The organism is Streptomyces sp. NPDC025793, from assembly GCF_055558375.1.
The window spans coordinates 58,526-75,947 of record NZ_JBVHMR010000035.1 but is presented as its reverse complement, the minus strand read 5'-3'; the positions used below and the strand labels follow the sequence as shown (position 1 = coordinate 75,947).

The following is a 17,422-nucleotide window of genomic DNA, read 5'->3' as shown; positions in this document are numbered from 1 at the left end:
ACCCTCGTCACCGCCGCCCAGGCCTTCCTCACCCTCCGGCGGCTCGACCCAAAAGCACACCCGCCGGCCTGACCCTCTACCAGGTCCTCGACGTCCTGCAGGACCTGTTGAGGTGCTGGACCGGCACCTGCACCACCTGCGGGCGACCCCTGCCGACCAGCAGAAACAGAACCTAACGAAGCACTAGTAGTCGGCGGTCGCATAAGGCTGCCCGATGCCCCGGTCAGCAACACGATCCGGCTGCACCGCAGGTACCGGTCCGCGCGCAAGCCGGATGAACGACTCGGCGATGCTCTGCACGGCAACAGCAGTCATCACTCGCACATCCGACTCACCGCGCGCGGTCAGCGCGCCCCGCAGCGTCAGGGCGTTCATCAACGTACCGAGCATGCCGATCTCGTCTGCCTCGGCCCGCCCGATGCCCCAGCTCCCGGCCAGCGTTCCCCGGAAGTAGTTGCCACCTCCAACGACCACGGCGATCTGGACACCCACGTCGTGCACCGCGGCGACCTCGTCCGCCAACTCGGCCAGGCAGACCGGATCGGTACCCACTCCGGCCGTCCCTGCGAACGCCTGGCCACTGAGCTTGACCGCGACCTGCGCATACCGTCCCACGGCTCTCCCTCCCCTCCGTGTGGGATCTCCGGCCGTAGGGACAGGCACAAGACCAGGGTCGGGTGGTTGCCCCGTCGGCGCACCTCGCCCTGCGGAAGATCCCAGTGACCCTCTGCACATGGCGCCTCGGGTGTCGTACGGCTGTGCGGCTGCCAACCGGCCCCGCCCGCCCTAGCATGGAGCCCTGGGCAGGAAAGAATGAGAGGCCACTGCGGCGCCATCGATGCCCATATGAGACGCCACCGGACCGGGCCTGTGCTGCAAACCGCCGTTACCCCGCCGCCGCTGAACTAGTCAGCCTTCGCGTATGCGGATGGGGAGTCCTGGTATCAGGCGAAGCACGTGAATTCCGCGGACAGACTGGAAGGGAAGATCAATGCCCCCCCACGCACCCACCCGACTTCGAGCACTCCATCCACAGCGCGAACATCTGACTCAAAGCGGTGTCGGAAGCCCTGGACACGGAGGACCGCCACCTCGCCCACCGGATCCTGCAGACCTGACTGCACACGCTCCGTGACAGACTCACCGTCGACGTGACCGCCAACTTCGCCGCACAACTTCCCGAGTTGCTGCGGGGCGCCTACTACGACGGCTGGGACCCCAGCGTCGTACCGGTCAGGTACGACCGCGCGGAAGACCGCTTCGTCCAGGAAGCCAAGATCACCGCCGAGGAGGTCCCCCGGATCGCCGCCGCGGTCACCGCCGTCGTACGCGAGCACGGCTCGCCCCGGGCACCTGGAAGCGGCGCTGGAACAACTCCCGCACGACATCCGCGCTTTGCTCCTCCAGTCGGCTGGCTGACCGGCGGCATGGGACAGCGCGCATCACGTTTGCCGCGCGTGGTTCGTCTGTGCATTCTGTGCGTCTGACCCGACCGACGTGCCCGGGAAGCAAGTGGACGCTGCGGCGGTCTCTCAGGGGCCCGAGGGTGGAGGGGAACCTGCCTCATCGGCGCTTGAGGAGGGAGTGGGGACATGCTGCACCGGAGAGTCGCAGATCTCATGACGACAGGTGTGGTGCGCGTGCCGCGTGGCACGGGTTTCAAGGACATCGCCGTGCGGCTCGCGGAGCACGACATCACGGCGGTCCTGGTCGTCGACGACCAGGACCGCCCGATCGGCGTCGTGTCGGAGGCGGACCTGCTGCACAAACAGCAGGGCCAGCCCGATCCGAGCGGACATCTGGCCGACGAGCACCTGGCACCGTCGGAAAGCGCCAAGGCACATGCGCTGACCGCAGAAGGGCTGATGACCAGCCCGGTCGTCACGGCGCGGCCACAGTGGTCGGCAGTGGAGGCGGCCCGCGCCATGGCCCGCCACGACGTCAACCGGCTGCCCGTCGTGGACGACGCCGACCGGCTGGTGGGCATCATCAGCCGCGGTGACCTGCTGAGCGTCTTCCTGCGACGGGACGTCACGATCTGCGAGGAGATCACGACCGAGGTCCTGACGCGGGCCCTCGGCCTGGACCCCGCCTCGGTCACGGTCCAGGTCGCCGACGGTCGGGTGACGCTCAGTGGCGTCGTGCCGCACGGCGGCCTCGTCCCCATCGCGGTGCGTCTGTGCGAGAGCGTCGACGGCGTCGTCGACGTCACGAACCACCTCACCTTCGACGCCGATGACACGGGAGGCACACCACAGCCGTAAACCCACTCCGTTCCGCGCGGCCCTCGTACAGGGGCGCTGCCCGGCCATGCACGCGGTATGTCGACAGCCCAGACTGACCATAAGCCCGAATCGGAAGGAGACGGCCATGTCCACTGCGCGGGACATCATGCACACCGGCGCCACCTGCATCCAGGAGAGCGAGACTCTGGAGGATGCAGCGCGCAGGATGAAGGAACTGGACGTTGGAGCCCTGCCGATCTGCGGAGAGGACGACCGCCTGCACGGGATCATCACCGACCGCGACATCGTGGTGAAGTGCCTCGCCAAGGGGAAGGACCCCCGGTCTATGACCGCAGGGCAGCTTGAGCAGGGTAAGCCGGTCACGATCGACGCGAACACAGACAGTGGCCGTGTCCTCCAGGTCATGGAGGAGCACAGGATCCGGCGGCTGCCGGTCATCGAGAACCACCGCCTCATAGGCATGATCAGCGAGGCGGACCTCGCCCGCCGCCTGCCGGAGGAACAGGTGGGTCACTTCGTCGAGGTCGTCTGCGCGGCCACCTGAACTCGGACGCCGCGCACAGTCTCCTGGTCATCGCGCCACGGCCGCTTCCCGGGTGGGCAATGCGGTGACGGGGCTGGGCACGGGTATCGGCAGAAAGCGACGCATTGGCCCTTGCCAACGGCTTGGATTCCGACAGCCGTGACCGGGGTGGACCGCCGTTGCCAACGAACGCTGTTGAGGGCAGGGATCAAGGTTGCTGATTCAGCACGTGATGAACGCGCCGCCGGCCACTGTGCTTCCGACGGAGTCCCTTGAGGATGCGGCGCGGCACACGGCCGATACCGGCGTTGGTGCCTTGCCTGTGGTGGAAGGCGACGAAGTGATCGGCATCGTGACCGATCGGGATCTCGTGGTGCGGGCGATGGCCCGCAGACTCCCACCACAGACCCCGGTGGAAGTGGTCATGTCCCCGGCCCCGGTGACCGTGGAGGCAGACACGGCTGTCGCGGTCGCCATCATCAAAATGCGCTCGATCCGGGTGCGTCACCTTCCGGTGGTGGCCGAGGGACGCCTCATCGGCATGATCTCCTTCGACGACCTGTTCTGGCGACTGACCCAGGAACTGGCCGACCTGGCAGCCGTGGTCGACGCCGCCCGGAAAATCCCCGAGACATTTCACGGTACGAAGCAGGCGCCGCTGCTGGACGGCTGATGCGGTAAAGCTTGACTGCCAGCGCCCGGACCCGCCCGCATAAGGGCCTGCGCACGCAAAGGAAGGGAGGATCACCCGCGTTGGCGGGTTCCAGTTACGCGGTGAACAACATCCAGTCGCTTACTGGGGACCCAGAATTCCTCAGATAATTCCGGGATGACGGCCGCCGGAAACCGCAGGAGGCGGAGTACCTCGTCGCTGAATCGGGCGAGCGTTCCCGAAGGCAGTCCTGTGAAGGTGCCGTACTCCGCATCGCCTTGGATGTCGCCGATATTCGGGACCATCGGCCCGGGGAGTGACCGGACGCAGAAGGAGCACAGTGAGAGGCGGGGGTGACGTCGCGCGACGCGCAGACAGGAAGGAGGTGCGACGATGACCGCCCAGCACAGCACCGTCAGTGAGGTGATGACACGAAATGTCGTCACCGTTCGACCGGACACCCCGTTCAAGGAGATCACGTCCGTCCTGTCCAGCCACGGCATCAGTGCCGTGCCCGTGGCCGACGAGCATGGTGCGCCGATGGGGCTGGTGTCCGAAGCCGATCTGCTCCGCAAGCAGGCTGAACAACCCGAAAAGTACGGTGGGCAGGTGGCACCGCCCGGTTGGCCGCACGAGAAGGCCAAGGCGCGCGCGGAGAACGCCGCCGGGCTGATGACTTCCCCCGCGGCCACCGCTCATGCCGACTGGTCGGTCGCCCAAGCCGCCCGTGCGATGGACCGCCACCATGTCAAGCGACTGGTGGTCGTGGACGAGACAGATCGCATCATCGGCATCGTCAGTCGCCCGGACCTGTTGCGCGTCTTCCTGCGCCCCGACGAGGAGATCCGCCAGGAGATACGCGACGACGTACTGGCAGCGATACTGCGGCTGAGCGGACAGGAGGTGCAGGTCCAGGTTCACGAGGGTGTCGTCACCCTGCGCGGCGAGGTCGAGAACCGTAGTACCGCCCGGATCGCCGAACGTCTTGCCAAGGGCGTGGACGGCGTGGTCACCGTCCGGCCGATGATCGACTACGCCGTCGACGACACGGCCGCCTGAGGCCAGCCGAGCGGGGCGCTCGTTCAGCGCCGGAACCCAGCCCAACGACCAAAGCGCCGAGGCGGGCGCATGCCAGAGCAGGTCCGGTCCGCGCTTCGCCGTGCGGCAGACCGCAGCAGCAAAGCCAGGCGGCCCTCGGCACAGCGCCGGGCACTGGGGACTGACGAGCTGCGACGCCGCGGGTGGGCGGAGGAGGAGCCCCGGACCGTGCCTGCGTGTCCCACCCGGGCAGGTTCCCTGCCCGTACGTGGCCGCACATGTCGCGGTGTCCGGAAATCGCCGTTGTACTGGTGGCAGGAGTGCTGCCGAACGAGGGGAGCAGCCGTGTTGTCGTCCGACGTCTCTGGTCCCACGAAGCCGAAGACGGTGTTCGACCGCGAGGCCGAGTGGGACGCGCTCGTCGCGTTCGTCTGCGACACCCGGCCCGGAGCCGGCCTCGGTGTGGTGTCGGGACGGCTGCGGCAGGGCAAGACGTACCTTCTGAAGGCACTCGCCGCAGCCCTGGGCGGCTTCTGCTTCGGGGCGCAGTCGGCGGCTCAGGCCGAGTCACTGCGCCGACTCGGCGACGAACTGGCCCGGTAAGCGGGCACATCGCCGCCGAGCCACTGGCATGGCTGGGAAGGCGCCGTCGACGCGTTGCTCGCGCTGGGAGACCATCGGCCCATCCCGATCGTCCTCGACGAGTTCCCCGACCTCGTCCGGCAGAGTCCCCCGCTGCCCTCAGCCATCCACAGCGCCTACCGGCGACTGCGCGACACGGGCCGGGACAACCGTGCGCGCCTGCTGCTGAGCGGCAGCACCTTGCCGGTGATGCACCGACTGTTCGGCGCGGCCTCACCGTTGCGCGAGCTGACAGACCTGGAACTCGCCCTTGGTCCGCTGGACTACCGACAGGCCGCGCGGTTCTGGAACATCGACGACCCCGGCCTCGCCCTGCTGGTCCATGCCGTCGTCGGCGGAACCCCTGCCTACCGGCGCTACGTCGGAGAACACGTCCCCGGCGGGCCGGACGACTTCGACACATGGGTGTGCACAACCGTGCTCAACCCCCAGACTCCCTGTTTCTGGAGGCACATCACCTGCTGCAGGAGGAGACCGACCACTGGGACCGCGCGCTGTGCCACTCCGCGCTCGCCGCCATTGCCTCGGGCTGCTCGGCACAGGGCGAGATCGCTGAGCGCCTCGGTGCTCAGCTCACCGATGCCGCCCGCTGTCTGACGCTTCTGCGGGACAACGGTCTGCTGCACGGCGAGCCCGACGCCTTCCGCCCGCACCTGATCCGGCTGCGCATCACCGAGCCACTGCTGGCCTTCGAGCACGCAACCGCGGTGGCCAGCCCCCATTTCGCCCAGATCTGCCGGGACTGGGTCATGGACTTCGCTGACCCGGCAGTCTTCGGCGCGCGCCCCGCAACAGCAGCCCACGGCTCACTCCCCGACCCGGCGCGCCATGCCGGCCTCGACGCACAAGCGCAGGTGGTCGTACGCGGCCCGGCCGGCACCCGTTCCAGGGCTCTGTTGTCGGTGGGAATGGCACGCTGGGACGAGGTCATGGACCTGCACCACCTGGAACATCTACGACACCTCCTCGACCTGCTCGCCGCCCGGGGTGAGGACGTCACCCGCACCCGACCCGCCTGCTACAGCGGCGTCGGTTTCACCTCCGCGCTCCAAGAGGCCGAAGCCAACGGACATGTGGTCCTCGTCGGCCTCGACCGGCTGTACCGGGGGCGATAGCCCGGCAGACGCAGCGAAGAAAGCGGTACCCGGCATGATCCGGTTCAGACGGAATCCCACCCAGGCGGACTTCTCCCGGGCGCTCCCGGTTCTCTCGGTGGGCTGGTGTAAGAACGGCGGCGGCGAGGCATTCGGCGGCCCGACCGGCCGCCGGATCGCCGACTCCTGCTGAGTCGAATCACGGTGTCCCAGCGGCGCGACGCCCCAAGCGCCACAGCGAGTTGCTGCCCGCCCCGAGACTGACGCGTACGGCAGGCGGCTTCCTCATAGCGGGACACCGTCCCCCCTCGAACGCAGCGGTTCACAACGCTGACTCCGCCATGCCCCGCCCGGTGCCCCGGTCGAGCCATACCAGGGGAGGTTGGTCCGGACGCTGAGGCGTGGCCTGGGAAGGGCCGTGCCGCCCGGTACCTCGTGCGGGGCCGTTCGGCCCACGACCACGACATGGGAGGGGACGCGGTACACGATGCGGGGAGGGAATAAAGGGCCATTTCCACCCAATGCGATAGAGCGCAGTGGATTCGAAATGACACGGGAGGTGTCCGACGTGGCCGAACGCCCATTCCCGGGTATTGAACAACACCCGGACATCCTTGCGCTGCGTGCCAGCTCCGAGCGGGCGACAACGACGGTAACAGCGCAGATCATGGAGGGTTTGGCCTTGCTGGCCGGCCTGTATCTGGCGGCATCGGCATGGATCGTGGGCTTCCACACGATCCTGCCGACACTCGCCGTCACCAACCTGATCGCCGGCCTGGCATACGCGTTCTTCATCGGCGGCGGCTTCGGCTCCGCCTACGAGCGCACGCACGCGATGTGCTGGGCAGCGGCCGGAATCGGCGTGTGGACCGTCGTCGCCCCGTTCGTCGTGTCCGGAGCCAGGAGCTCGCACCCCGCCTCGATGATCGTCAGCAACGCAGTGGTCGGCGGCTTGGCCGTCGTCTTCGCCGCGGGCACGGGGTTGCTGGCGCAAAGGGTCAAGCGCCGGTCGTGACGTTCCTCCCGCACCCCTGGTGGGGCCGAGTCAGTCCACTCAGCCCCACCAGGGGTGGAGTAAGGACGTCGAGTACCGGGACGTCGTCAGTCCCGGTAGCCAAGCCGCTACGAGGTCCAAGACTGTGCTCGGCCAGGCATCGTGGGACGAGTCAGGGCACTCACCCGTTGAGACGGAGGTGGGGACGTGCCTCTGATCGGTTATGCGGTACTGCGCCGCTTGCTCAACGAGTTCGACGAACTGGTGCAGCCGCCGCACGGAGCCTCCGCCGACAGCGTTCCGCGCCTGGAAGACCTGCAGTACACATTGTGTGTCTACACCGGCCTCGCTCAGCAGTGTCGAGTCCCGGAAGGCGTGATCCCAGCGGTGTGGATCGTGCCAGGCATGAGGGGCCGCCGGGATCCGTGTCCTGGGGCGTGCTGAAATCTCACGGGCAGGGACAGTCAGGGGTCCGGGAAGAGAAGTGCGGCGATGTCGCGGTAGTTGACGTAGACGAGGATTTTGCGTCGCTGATGGGTCTCGATTAATTTGAGGTCCACCGCTGGATTCCCGCCTTCGATTCACGGTTCGGTTTTGTAAGACGATGACTACCTGTCCGGGGGACTGTGATGGGCGTGACCGGCGCGCTTGGCGAGGATCACCAGACCCAAGCCGAGAAATGCGAAGTACGGTGCCCAAACAATACCAATAAGCGAACCGAAGAACGCAAGGGCAGCAATGAAGGCGAGTGCAGCAAGCACATACAGGACGACCCGGCCCAGGTCCTCGGGCAGTTCATAGAGCTTCATGACGGCCTCACTTCAATCTCTCGCAGTCAGCTTCCCCATGCCGTCGTTGCACGGGATAGGGGCAGTCGGCCCCTATCCCAGGGCCGCCTGGGCAAGGACAGGCCCGCATCCTGGTGCCGACCGCCCCCTGCGCTCATTGGCCTCCAGTCCGCGAGTGTCTGACGGGACGGATCCGATCAGGGCCACTCGGCCCCTGCCGCCCGGGAGCGGCCGCGTTGAGGCTGGTAGCCGGGGTTCGGTGTCGATCGAGGGGCGTGGGATTGGTGATCACACGGGTGCGGATGCCGCACCGGCATCTGACGCCGCCCGCCAGGTCCGGCCCACCGCGTGAGCCGCCCAGGCCTCCCTCCCGGCAGCCGCAGCCGCTCGGCGGACGGTGGATGTTGTGGTGGATCCTGATGACGCTCGTCTTCGTCCTTCTGCTCTCGCGCACGCAATCCGGGCCGCACACGCGGTCACTGTCCTACAGCGACTTCGTCGGCAAGGTGGGCGCCAGCCAGGTGCAGACGGTCGACATCAACGACAAGGGCGCGGTCAGCGGCACTCTGAAGGACGGGACGAAGTTCACCACCCAGATTCCCACCTCACTGGGCACCGGCGCCCAGCTCCAGCAGCAGCTGACCTCCCACCACGTGCAGATCAAAGCCAGCCAGAGCAGCGGCGGCGGCTCGGCGTGGCTGTCCGTGCTCTTCTCGTTCCTGCCGTTCCTGCTGCTGATCGGCTTCTTCGTGTGGATGGGACGCCGGGCCGCAGGGTCGGTGACCGGGGGACTGAGCGCCATCGGACGCTCACGGGCAAAGATCATCGAGGCGGAGCGGCCCACCACCGGCTTCGACGACATCGCCGGCTATGACGGGGTCAAGCAGGAGATCAGCGAGGTCGTCGACTTCCTGCGCAACCCCGGCCGGTACACGGCCGCAGGGGCCAAGGGGCCCCGTGGCGTGATCATGGTCGGACCGCCCGGGACCGGCAAGACACTCTTCGCGCGAGCGGTCGCCGGCGAGGCGGACGTGCCGTTCCTGTCGGTGACCGGCTCCGCGTTCGTGGAGATGTTCGTCGGGGTCGGCGCCTCCCGGGTGCGCGACCTGTTCGACCAGGCCCGCAAACGTGCCCCGTCGATCATCTTCATCGACGAGATCGACGCGCTCGGGTCGCGTCGCGCCGGCGGGGCGCGACTGGGTGGCAACGACGAGCGCGAGCAGACCCTCAACCAGCTGCTGTCCGAGATGGACGGCTTCGATCAGTCCAGCGGCATCGTCGTCCTGGCCGCCACCAACCGGCCCGATGCCCTCGACCCGGCCCTCCTGCGCCCCGGGCGCTTCGACCGCCAGGTCACCGTGCCGCTGCCCAACCAGGCCGAGCGGGCCGCGATCCTCGCCGTTCACACCCGTGACAAATTCCTGTCCCCGGACGTCGACCTGGACGCGGTGGCCCGTGCCACGCCCGGGTTCTCCGGGGCGGATCTCGCCAACCTGGTCAATGAGGGCGCCATCAACGCCGTACGGGGCGACCGTACCCGGATCGAGCCGCATGACCTGGATGCCGCCCGCGATCGTGTGCTGCTGGGACGCCGGGAGTCCTCCAACGCGCTACTGCCCGAGGAACGCCGCTCGGTCGCCGTCCACGAATCGGGCCACGCCCTGGTCGCGGCGTTGTGCGAGCACGCCGACCCGGTGGCCAAGGTCACCATCCTGCCCGCCGGCGTCACCCTGGGGGTCACCGAGCAACTCCCCGAAGCGGAACGCCATTTGTACAGCGAGAGCTACCTGACCGACCTGCTGGCTGTGCGTCTGGGCGGGCGCGCGGCCGAGCTCGTGGTCTTCGGCGAGGGATCGACGGGAGCGGCCAACGACCTGGCCGGAGCCACCCAGATCGCCACCCGCATGGTCCGCGAGTTCGGCCTCTCCTCCGAACTCGGGCCGATCGGCTACGCCTCCGCCCACCCGTACTTCCTCGGTGAGACTTCCGAAGAGCCTGGCCGGCCACCGTACTCGGAGCAGACCCAGCGCATCGTCGACGAGGAGGTCGCCCGCCTGCTGCGCCAGGCCGAACAACGCGCGACCACGCTGCTGCGCGGCCACCGGGCCGCCCTGGAACGCCTGGCCGAACAACTGGTCACCCACGAGACCGTCGACGGCTCCCTCGTCCGCGACGTCCTGCGCCAAGAACGCAGTCAGGCGGACGGAAAAGGCGACGAACACGCCGTCGACGCGTCATCGCCCTCTGGGCGTCCGGAGTCAGGAGCTCGCATCGGGCCTCGGTGATTGTCAGCAACACGGCGGTCGGCGACCTCACCGTGGTCTTCGCCGCCCGCACGGGGTTGCTGGCACTGAGGCCCAGACGCTGGTCGTGACGACTCTTGCGTATCCCGTTCGGGTGACCGAGCCAGTCCGATCGCTGTCGGCGGATGCGGTTTCACCCAGGCGTTCGACGGAGACATCTCACCATCGGAGGCAGCAGGGGCTTTGGGACCAACTGGCAGCGTCAAGCTGGGCCATGGGCCGACCGGGCCTCGCTGCGTCGGTGATGGGGAGCGACGGCCAAAGGCTGGCTGAAGGGGGCGGCCTCACGCTCTCCCGAGGAGCCGCAGGCCCGTGATCTCTTCAGGGTGGATGCGCACGGCGAAGTCCATGGTCTGATCCACCCAGGGGTGCAGCACAGTCCGGTAGCGGTCGAGCTCGTCGCGGTCGGTGATCAGGCGGGCGTAGCCGGTGGCGATGACGCTCCAGCCCAGGTGGGTGTCGGGATCGATGTCGTCGGCTTCGTAGGCGACGACCATGCCCTGCCCGTCGCCGCGCCGGGCCTGGGCGCTCAGGGAAGCGCCCTCATGGGTGCGGACGATGATGTCGCCGTCGCTGAGGATGTGGTTGACAGGCCGGACGACAGGCAGGGCGCGCAGGGTGAACACGATCCGGCCCAGCGAGACGCTGCCCAGCAACCGCAAGGCCTCGGCATGGTCCAATTCGACCGTCTGACGTGCGCTTGCCGTTGCCCTGGCCTGTTGGTCCTTGATCATTCGGCGGGCTGCTTCATCCCTCACAGGCGCGATTCCTCTCGACCGGCGTCGCTGAACCGGACGGGCCTGCGCCGGAAGCCGGAACGGTTCAGAGACCCGGCTGCAGACAGGCTCCACGGATGACCAGTCCAGTGGATGATCGTTGACTTCGTCTAGGGCCGTTCGGCCCTCACCATGGGCGGACCTCTCGGCGACGGCCCACGCGGCCGTGACAGTCGCTCCTCCGTGAACGCCGACGGGCTGTCTGGGCACCAGCACGGCAGCAGGCGGCTGCTGCCACTCTAAGGGTCACTGAGCCGACCGCGAGACCGTCGAAGCCGCCCGACGCCCGTGTCCCGACGACTTGTCAGCCTTCCTCCGCCGGGTGCTGGCCCGTGGGGCAGCCGCCCACGCCACAGCATCGTCGGCTTCGTCGTATCCGAAGCGACGCACTTCGGCCTGGATGAAGTCGTTCGTCGGGTGAGGCACCAGGCCCACAAACTTGGCTCCGCGCGTGCACAAGACGCAGACGTGCGGCCTGCGAGCGCCGCGCAGTCGCGTGCGGCGCCGCCAATGTCGTTTTACGGTCGTGTAGGGGGATTCTCCATCTCCTCAGCGCCGGAAGGACAGGCGAGACCCATGGAAGCTCCCGGCATACGCGTGGTCGTCGTCGGGGCCACCGGAAACCTCGGCACCAGCGTGGTCCAGACACTCGGCGCGGACCCGCGGATCGACTCGATTCTGGGATTGGCCCGCCGCCTTCCGCAGTGGTCTCCGGCGAAGACCGAGTGGGCGAGCGCGGACATCGCGGACGACAGCACTGACCTGGCCGGCCACTTCGCCGGCGCGGACGCCGTCGTCCACCTGGCGTGGCTGTTCCAGCCCACGCATCACCCGGCGACGACCTGGCGCACCAACGTTCAGGGCAGCATCAGGGTCTTCGACGCCGCGGCCGCAGCCGGCGTCCCCGCGTTGGTCTACGCGTCCTTCGTCGGGGCCTACTCGCCCGGGCCCAAGGACCGGGCCGTGGACGAACTCTGGCCCACCGACGGCTGGCCGGAATCGGCGCTGTGCCAGGAGAAGGCCTACGTCGAGCGCGTCCTGGACGCCTTCGAACTCCAGCACACCGGGATCCGCGTGGTGCGGATGCGGCCGGGTTTCATGTTCAAGCGGGAAGCCGCCTGCGAGCAGCACCGTTTGTTCCGCGGCCCGCTGGTGCCCAAGCACCTGACCCGCCCGGAGCGCCTGCCCGCGATCCCGGCCATCCCCGGCATGCGCTACCAGGCCCTGCACACCGACGATGCGGCTGAGGCCTTCCTCCAGGCGATCGTGCGCGCGGTGCACGGAGCCTTCAACCTGGCCGCCGAGCCCGTCGTGGACGCGGCCATGCTGGCCAAGATGTTCGACGCACGGGCCGTTCCGCTGCCTGGCTGGCCGGTCCGGGCCGCGGTCTCCGCCGCCTGGCGAGCTCATCTGCTGCGCACTCCCCCGTCCCTGTTCGACGCCGTCCTGCACTTCCCGATCATGGACACGACGCGGGCACAGCGCGAACTGGAGTGGACGCCCCGGTACACCGTCCAGGAGGCTCTGCAGGAGTGGCTGAACGGTCTCCACGAGGACGCGGGCCTGCCCACCCCGCCACTGGTCGGTTCACCAGGACTGCGCCGGTGAGGCCGACACCAAGTCTGTCGCCCGACCGTGCCGCCGCACCCGGCTCAGGTACCGGGCAGCGACATCGATTCGGCGCTGCAGGTCACGACAGGCGGACTGCCCAGGCGGTGTGCCGGGCCGTCAGGCTCACTCCAGTGACACGACCGTCTTGGGAGGTATGTGATGACCGGTTCGCCGGATGCCCGGCCGATCGTGGTGGGCATCGATCCCGATCCCACGAAGCGGTTGGCGCTGGTCTGGGCGGCCGACGAGGCCGACCGGCGCAGGCTGCCGCTGCGCCTGGTGCATGCGCGAGAGGCGCCGCCCTCCAGGTACCGGACGGCGGAACTGACTCCGGCGTGGGAGACGTGGGACGAGGCGCTGCGTACGCAGGGCACACGCGCCCTTGAGCAGGCCGAGGCGCTCGTCAGAGGCCGCCGGTCCCAGGTGGAAGTCTCGGTCCTGCTCGCGGAGGGCGACGCGGTCTCGGTCCTGCGCGGGCAGGCGCAGGAGGCCGCAGCGGTCGTACTCGGCTCCCGGCACCTGACAGCCCAACAGGAACTCCCCCGCTCCCTCTCGGTGGCGGTGCCAGTCATCGCCCACGCCTCCTGTCCCGTGATCGTCGTGCGCGAGGCCGAACACGTCACGCAGCAGCCCCCGTTCCTCGTGGTGGGCGTGGACGGCAGCCCGGACTCGGAGACGGCTGTCGACTACGCGTTTGAGGAGGCGGCTTCGCGCGGCGCGGGGCTGCGGGCGCTGTATGTATGGCATCCGCCGCTCCTCGGTGCTCTCGACGAGCAGGCCGCACAGCAGGAGTGCCGCAGGCTGCTGTCGGAGACGGTGGCCGGCCGCGGCGCCGCCTACCCGGACGTGGAGCTTCACCACGAGGTTGTGCGCGGGCACCCGGTGAAGGTGCTGACCGAAGCGTCCGCACACGCGCTGGGCCTTGTCGTGGGATCCCGGGGACTGGGAGGTTTCACAGGGCTGCTGCTCGGTTCCGTCAGCCAGGGCGTGCTGCATCACGCCCTGTGCCCGGTCATGGTCGTTCCGCATCCGAAACGCTGAGCACGGCAGCCGAGGCGAAGGCCATCGCCCGGCAGCCGGGGGCCTGGGCGGAGAGAGCCGCAGGGGCGGGTGCGTCGGTTGTGCATCGGCTCGGTGGGCCGTTCGGCCCGCAGGTCCGGGCACTCGGCTCAGGGGTCGGCCGCCCGGACGGTGAGACGCTGAAGTGCAAGCCGGGACGAGGAGCGTGGTGGGTCATGGCCAGTCCGCCAACCGCCAGGCCGGCGGGAGCGCCGCCGCGCGAGGAGGCCGCTGGAGCGGCTGCGGTGATCGACGCTGTGGGGATCAGCAAGTGCTACGGGTCCGTGGTGGCGGTGCGGGAGGTGTCGTTCTCGGTCCGGCAGGGCGAAGTCTTCGCGTTCCTCGGCCCCAACGGCGCCGGGAAGACCACGACTGTCAAGATGCTGTGCACGCTCGCACGGCCGACCGCGGGGCGGGCGTCCGTCGCGGGGTTCGACGTGGCCCAGCAGCCCAGGGCCGTACGTCGCCGGATCGGGCTGGTCTTCCAGGAACAGACCCTGGACGACCAGCTGACCGCCGAGCAGAACCTGCGCTTCCATGCCGTGCTCTACCACGTGCCGCGCGCTCAGGTGGAGCTGCGGATCGAGCGGGCCCTGCGGCTGGTGGCGCTGGAGGAGAGGCGCCACGACCTGGTGTCCACCTTCTCTGGCGGGATGGCGCGCCGTCTGGAGATCGCCCGCGGGATGCTGCACACCCCCGCCGTCCTCTTCCTCGACGAGCCCACCATCGGCCTCGACCCGCAGACCCGGGCCCTGATGTGGGACGACGTACTCCGACTCCGCCGCGAGGAGTGCATGACCGTCTTCCTGACCACGCACTACATGGACGAGGCCGAATACGCGGACCGGATCGCCATCATCGACCACGGCTCCCTCGTCGCCACCGGCACACCCGACGAGCTCAAGCGCCGCGTCGGCGCCGACACCGTCGACCTGGTGACCGCCGACAACCCCGGTGTCGCTGCCCGGCTCAGGGCCGCCGGATACCGCGTGCGAGAAAGCGAGCAGACGGTCGTGGTCTTCACCGAGGACGGCGAGACACAAGTGCCCCAGCTGATCGCACAGGCCGGCACTGCAGTGCGCAGCGTCCACGTGCGGCGGCCGACCCTGGACGACGTGTTCCTGCACTACACCGGCCGGCAGATCCGCGAGGAACACGGCGGGCACACGCCGCCGGCGGGGGTGCGCGCCCACACAGCTCGCCGCCGCTGAGAGGAGCGAGGAAGTCCGATGGCCGCGACCACGACACCGCCTGCCGCTCCAGCCTGGGCCGAAGAGGGCTGCACTCTCGTGGAGGAGCTGCGCACCGTCGGCATGGTGTGGCTGCGGGAGCTGATCCGCTTCACACGCAACCGGGCGCGGATCCTTTCAGGATTCGTGCAGCCGGTTCTGTTCCTGTTCGTCCTCGGCTACGGGATGACGTCCCTGGTGGGCAGCACTGGGGGCTTCGACTTCAAGAAGTTCGTCTTTCCCGGCATCGTGTCGATGGCGGTGGTGACCACGGCGATCTTCTCGGCGATCTCCATCGTCTGGGACCGCGAGTTCGGCTTCCTGCGCGAGATGCTCGTCGCTCCGGTCAGCCGCACGGCACTGGTGGTCGGAAAGGCGCTCGGCGGGGCGAGCGTGGCTACTGTCCAGGGCACGATCATGCTGGCCCTCGCGCCGCTGATCGGCGTACACCTCACAGCACCCCTGGTGGGGCAGGTGATCGGGGTCGAGCTGCTCATGGCCCTGCTGATGACCTCCTTCGGCGTCTTCGTGGCCAGCCGCATCCAGCGTATGGAAGGCTTCTCCGCAGCCATGCCGCTCCTGCTGTTCCCGATGCTCTTCCTGTCCGGGGCACTCTTCCCACTCAAGGCCCTGCCGACCTGGCTGACCGTGCTCACCCGGATCAACCCGCTCACCTACGCCGTGGATCCGTTGCGCCACCTGGTCTTCGCCGCCCAGCACATGCCGCCCGCCGCCCAGGCCCGCTTCCCCACCGGAGTCACGCTCTTCGGATACCAGCTGCCGCTCGCCGCAGAACTGGCCATCGTCTGCGTCTGCGCCGCCCTCTTCCTCACCCTGGCGATCGGCGGATTCGGAATACCCGAGTAGACACGTCCCGCTTCATGCGGCCGCGCACTGCGCTTGGGGCTGGCGGAGATTCGGGTGAACGACCATCACGGGATCAGCGGTCGTTGAGCACAAAGGTCGAAGCCACTGAATTGCTGTGAGGAGGGCTGTGATGGACACAGACAGGGCCAAGGTCTGGGCCGACGGACCGCTGCTGGTCGGCACCGACGGCTCGGATACAGCCGCAGCAGCGGTGCTGTGGGCAGCACGAGAAGCCACCCTCCGGGACCAGGCCTTGCACATCGTGCACGCCACCGACGTCCAGGAGTGGGGCACCGATCTGTACGCCGCCGACGTCGCCCGCATCGTGCTGGAGGCACCGCGCCGGATTCTCGACGAGGCCACGAGGCTGGCCCGCGACCGGATGCCGGACCTGCAGGTGACGGCCGAGGTCAGCGGCCAGAGCCCCTGGGCTGGCCTGCTGAAAGCCGCGAACGAGGCCACCACGATTGTCGTCGGCTCCCGTGGGCTCGGCGGATTCAGCGCGCTGCTGCTGGGGTCGGTCGGGCTGAAGGTCGCAAGCCACGCGACAGGGCCGGCGGTCGTCGTCCGCGGGGCGATGGAACCGACGGCGGGCAGGGTCGTGGCAGGGGTGCGTACCGAGGCCGATCTCGACGCGGCGCGTTTCGCGGCACGGACCGCCGCGCGGTGGAAGGACTCGCTCCACCTGCTGACGGCATGGACGCTCGGCCACTACCTCGGCGACAGAGCGGTGTCGGTGCCCGACGAGGCGGCGGCCAGCGAGCAGGTCACCAGCGTGCTACGGCAGGAGTTCCCCGGCCTGACGGTAGACGCGGAAGTGACGCGGGTAGCTTCCCCGGCCGGTGCGCTGGTCGATGCGTCTACAGACGCCGACCTTCTCGTCGTCGGTGCTCGAAATCCCGCCCACGCGCTCGGCACCCCGCTGGGACGCGTCACGTACGCAGTCCTCCACCACGCCCACTGCCCGGTGGCCGTCCTCCCGCACGGATGACCCATAGCTGTGCGCGACGGGCGTCGCGCACAGTCACGACGGCAGTCTCGGCACGCCCCTCACGCGGACTCGCCGGCATCCGGCTCGCTGCCCGTACACACCGGCCGCCCATCCTGCCGCGCGAGCGCGTGCAGGGCGCCAGGTGGTACGGACTGGTCGGTAACGAGGAGCCCAGACCGTACCCTGTCCACCGCCTGCGCTTCATCGAGGGGGCAGATCGCGGGTGGGGCCAGAATCACGGCGTTCCACCCCGGCCCGCAGCGCCTCCAGGCAGGCGGCCTTCGTGCCCGGGCTGCCCCTGGTGCACAAGATCTTCGGCAACCGAGCATCGCCCGCCAGAACCCCCTGTTCGGTGGTGTCCTGAGCATCCTCGTCGCCGCGGGGAAATGGCAGCCCGGTGATAGCGAGACTGCTCGGCACAGTGACCTCGAACAAGACCTTCAGTGAATGGGGACAGGTGTTCGGCGACGAGGTCCTGGCCACCGCCATGCTCGACCGGCTCCTCCACTACTGCGACGTGATCTCCATCAACGGCCCCAGCTACCGCCTCAAGAACCGCCTCAAGGCCATCGAGCGGGACACGGACGTGGCCTGACAGGGAACGTCCAG

18 protein-coding genes and 1 pseudogene are annotated in these 17,422 nt (G+C 68.7%); 16 read left to right on the top strand and 3 right to left on the bottom strand.

Features of this window, described 5'->3' with window-relative positions:
• Window positions 1–183 precede the first annotated feature (183 nt).
• The gene (locus tag ACZ4MF_RS38650) at window positions 184–615 is read right to left on the bottom strand and encodes an amino acid kinase family protein (RefSeq protein ID WP_467497628.1); all 432 of its coding nucleotides are present in this window, start codon (window positions 613–615) and stop codon (window positions 184–186) included.
• A gap of 503 nt (window positions 616–1,118) precedes the next feature.
• On the opposite strand from ACZ4MF_RS38650, the gene ACZ4MF_RS38645 reads away from it, so the two are divergent.
• The 9 genes from ACZ4MF_RS38645 to ACZ4MF_RS38605 all read left to right on the top strand — a co-directional run bounded on the left by ACZ4MF_RS38645 (window position 1,119) and on the right by ACZ4MF_RS38605 (window position 7,633).
• Entirely contained in the window at window positions 1,119–1,487 is a 369-nt protein-coding gene (locus ACZ4MF_RS38645) for a DUF2267 domain-containing protein (RefSeq protein WP_467497634.1), read from the top strand.
• 105 nt (window positions 1,488–1,592) lie between these two features.
• Entirely contained in the window at window positions 1,593–2,264 is a 672-nt protein-coding gene (locus ACZ4MF_RS38640) for a CBS domain-containing protein (protein ID WP_467497626.1), read from the top strand.
• Between the two features lie 106 nt (window positions 2,265–2,370).
• Entirely contained in the window at window positions 2,371–2,790 is a 420-nt protein-coding gene (locus ACZ4MF_RS38635) for a CBS domain-containing protein (protein WP_467497625.1), read from the top strand.
• Between the two features lie 193 nt (window positions 2,791–2,983).
• The gene (locus tag ACZ4MF_RS38630) at window positions 2,984–3,442 is read left to right on the top strand and encodes a CBS domain-containing protein (protein WP_467497623.1); all 459 of its coding nucleotides are present in this window, start codon (window positions 2,984–2,986) and stop codon (window positions 3,440–3,442) included.
• A gap of 372 nt (window positions 3,443–3,814) precedes the next feature.
• Window positions 3,815–4,480: a CBS domain-containing protein gene (locus tag ACZ4MF_RS38625; RefSeq protein ID WP_467497622.1), complete on the top strand. Its 666-nt coding sequence runs from the start codon at window positions 3,815–3,817 to the stop codon at window positions 4,478–4,480.
• A gap of 324 nt (window positions 4,481–4,804) precedes the next feature.
• A complete protein-coding gene (locus ACZ4MF_RS38620; RefSeq protein ID WP_467497620.1) occupies window positions 4,805–5,062 on the top strand; it encodes a hypothetical protein in 258 nt (85 codons plus the stop codon).
• A gap of 440 nt (window positions 5,063–5,502) precedes the next feature.
• Entirely contained in the window at window positions 5,503–6,216 is a 714-nt protein-coding gene (locus ACZ4MF_RS38615; protein ID WP_467497618.1) for a hypothetical protein, read from the top strand.
• Between the two features lie 538 nt (window positions 6,217–6,754).
• On the top strand, window positions 6,755–7,210 hold the full coding sequence (locus ACZ4MF_RS38610; protein WP_467497616.1) for an SPW repeat domain-containing protein: 456 nt from the start codon (window positions 6,755–6,757) through the stop codon (window positions 7,208–7,210).
• 186 nt (window positions 7,211–7,396) lie between these two features.
• Window positions 7,397–7,633 (top strand): DUF5133 domain-containing protein, encoded by a 237-nt coding sequence (locus tag ACZ4MF_RS38605; RefSeq protein ID WP_467497614.1) that lies wholly within the window; start codon window positions 7,397–7,399, stop codon window positions 7,631–7,633.
• A 164-nt stretch (window positions 7,634–7,797) separates the two neighbouring features.
• On the opposite strand, the gene ACZ4MF_RS38600 is transcribed toward ACZ4MF_RS38605, so the two are convergent.
• Window positions 7,798–7,998: a hypothetical protein gene (locus ACZ4MF_RS38600; protein ID WP_467497612.1), complete on the bottom strand. Its 201-nt coding sequence runs from the start codon at window positions 7,996–7,998 to the stop codon at window positions 7,798–7,800.
• Window positions 7,999–8,378: 380 nt separating this feature from the next.
• On the opposite strand from ACZ4MF_RS38600, the gene ftsH reads away from it, so the two are divergent.
• On the top strand, window positions 8,379–10,262 hold the full coding sequence (gene ftsH, locus ACZ4MF_RS38595) for an ATP-dependent zinc metalloprotease FtsH (protein WP_467497611.1): 1,884 nt from the start codon (window positions 8,379–8,381) through the stop codon (window positions 10,260–10,262).
• Window positions 10,263–10,564: 302 nt separating this feature from the next.
• On the opposite strand, the gene ACZ4MF_RS38590 is transcribed toward ftsH, so the two are convergent.
• Window positions 10,565–11,014: a pyridoxamine 5'-phosphate oxidase family protein gene (locus ACZ4MF_RS38590; protein WP_467497609.1), complete on the bottom strand. Its 450-nt coding sequence runs from the start codon at window positions 11,012–11,014 to the stop codon at window positions 10,565–10,567.
• A gap of 618 nt (window positions 11,015–11,632) precedes the next feature.
• On the opposite strand from ACZ4MF_RS38590, the gene ACZ4MF_RS38585 reads away from it, so the two are divergent.
• The 6 genes and pseudogenes from ACZ4MF_RS38585 to ACZ4MF_RS38560 all read left to right on the top strand — a co-directional run.
• Window positions 11,633–12,664, top strand: a complete 1,032-nt coding sequence (locus ACZ4MF_RS38585) for an NAD-dependent epimerase/dehydratase family protein (RefSeq protein ID WP_467497608.1) — start codon at window positions 11,633–11,635, stop codon at window positions 12,662–12,664.
• Window positions 12,665–12,826: 162 nt separating this feature from the next.
• Window positions 12,827–13,708: a universal stress protein gene (locus ACZ4MF_RS38580; protein ID WP_467497606.1), complete on the top strand. Its 882-nt coding sequence runs from the start codon at window positions 12,827–12,829 to the stop codon at window positions 13,706–13,708.
• A 263-nt stretch (window positions 13,709–13,971) separates the two neighbouring features.
• The gene (locus ACZ4MF_RS38575) at window positions 13,972–14,937 is read left to right on the top strand and encodes an ATP-binding cassette domain-containing protein (protein WP_467497605.1); all 966 of its coding nucleotides are present in this window, start codon (window positions 13,972–13,974) and stop codon (window positions 14,935–14,937) included.
• 18 nt (window positions 14,938–14,955) lie between these two features.
• Window positions 14,956–15,822 carry an ABC transporter permease gene (locus ACZ4MF_RS38570; RefSeq protein WP_467497603.1) on the top strand — a complete coding sequence of 289 codons (867 nt, stop codon included), beginning with the start codon at window positions 14,956–14,958 and terminating at the stop codon, window positions 15,820–15,822.
• 130 nt (window positions 15,823–15,952) lie between these two features.
• Window positions 15,953–16,813 carry a universal stress protein gene (locus ACZ4MF_RS38565; RefSeq protein ID WP_467497601.1) on the top strand — a complete coding sequence of 287 codons (861 nt, stop codon included), beginning with the start codon at window positions 15,953–15,955 and terminating at the stop codon, window positions 16,811–16,813.
• Between the two features lie 421 nt (window positions 16,814–17,234).
• Window positions 17,235–17,408 (top strand): annotated as a pseudogene (locus ACZ4MF_RS38560) (ATP-binding protein); the annotation flags it as partial.
• Window positions 17,409–17,422: the final 14 nt, after the last annotated feature.

Excerpts from the sequence above, each read along its gene's own strand:
- ACZ4MF_RS38625 (WP_467497622.1), top strand. The coding sequence starts at position 3,815 with ATGACCGCCCAGCACAGCACCGTCAGTGAGGTGATGACACGAAATGTC.
- ACZ4MF_RS38580 (WP_467497606.1), top strand. The coding sequence starts at position 12,827 with ATGACCGGTTCGCCGGATGCCCGGCCGATCGTGGTGGGCATCGATCCC.
- ACZ4MF_RS38565 (WP_467497601.1), top strand. The coding sequence starts at position 15,953 with ATGGACACAGACAGGGCCAAGGTCTGGGCCGACGGACCGCTGCTGGTC.
- ACZ4MF_RS38640 (WP_467497626.1), top strand. The coding sequence starts at position 1,593 with ATGCTGCACCGGAGAGTCGCAGATCTCATGACGACAGGTGTGGTGCGC.
- ACZ4MF_RS38600 (WP_467497612.1), bottom strand. The coding sequence starts at position 7,998 with ATGAAGCTCTATGAACTGCCCGAGGACCTGGGCCGGGTCGTCCTGTAT.
- ACZ4MF_RS38615 (WP_467497618.1), top strand. The coding sequence starts at position 5,503 with ATGGGTGTGCACAACCGTGCTCAACCCCCAGACTCCCTGTTTCTGGAG.
- ACZ4MF_RS38570 (WP_467497603.1), top strand. The coding sequence starts at position 14,956 with ATGGCCGCGACCACGACACCGCCTGCCGCTCCAGCCTGGGCCGAAGAG.
- ACZ4MF_RS38590 (WP_467497609.1), bottom strand. The coding sequence starts at position 11,014 with ATGATCAAGGACCAACAGGCCAGGGCAACGGCAAGCGCACGTCAGACG.
- ACZ4MF_RS38585 (WP_467497608.1), top strand. The coding sequence starts at position 11,633 with ATGGAAGCTCCCGGCATACGCGTGGTCGTCGTCGGGGCCACCGGAAAC.
- ACZ4MF_RS38635 (WP_467497625.1), top strand. The coding sequence starts at position 2,371 with ATGTCCACTGCGCGGGACATCATGCACACCGGCGCCACCTGCATCCAG.
- ftsH (WP_467497611.1), top strand. The coding sequence starts at position 8,379 with ATGTTGTGGTGGATCCTGATGACGCTCGTCTTCGTCCTTCTGCTCTCG.